The sequence below is a fragment of the Rhodococcus sp. GXMU-t2271 genome, from assembly GCF_041414735.1.
Lineage (GTDB): Bacteria > Actinomycetota > Actinomycetes > Mycobacteriales > Mycobacteriaceae > Rhodococcus > Rhodococcus indonesiensis.
The window spans coordinates 1-345 of the sequence record NZ_JAUIZP010000108.1; the positions used below are offsets into that span (position 1 = coordinate 1).

Here is a 345-nt window from a genome sequence, read left to right on the forward strand (position 1 = left end):
GCGCCACCCCGTCCTCGAGATCGAGGATCACCACGTCCGCCGTCGCAGCCGCCTTACCGAACCGCTCCGGCCGATCCGCCGGACAGAACAACCACGCCGGGCCGCCGACGCCGTACATAGAGACCTCCTCCATCGGTGATCTCTTCGATGATGCTGTCCGTATGGTCCCCTGTCAGGGCATTTGCCCAGGATCCGCGCGCCGGACGGTCGTACGCGCGGGAAATTTCGGGCGCGGACGACCGGGGGTCGCGCGGATCCGTCGGCGATGCGGTCAGCGGTCGGCGGCCGCGGCGGACTGCTCGGCGCGGTGCAGGATCTGCTCGGCGTGCCGCAGCACCGGCGCAT

1 pseudogene is annotated in these 345 nt (G+C 70.4%); it reads right to left on the reverse strand.

Features of this window, described 5'->3' with window-relative positions:
* Window positions 1-118, reverse strand: a pseudogene (locus QYS60_RS25750) (CoA ester lyase); the annotation flags it as partial.
* Between the last annotated feature and the right edge of the window lie 227 nt (window positions 119-345).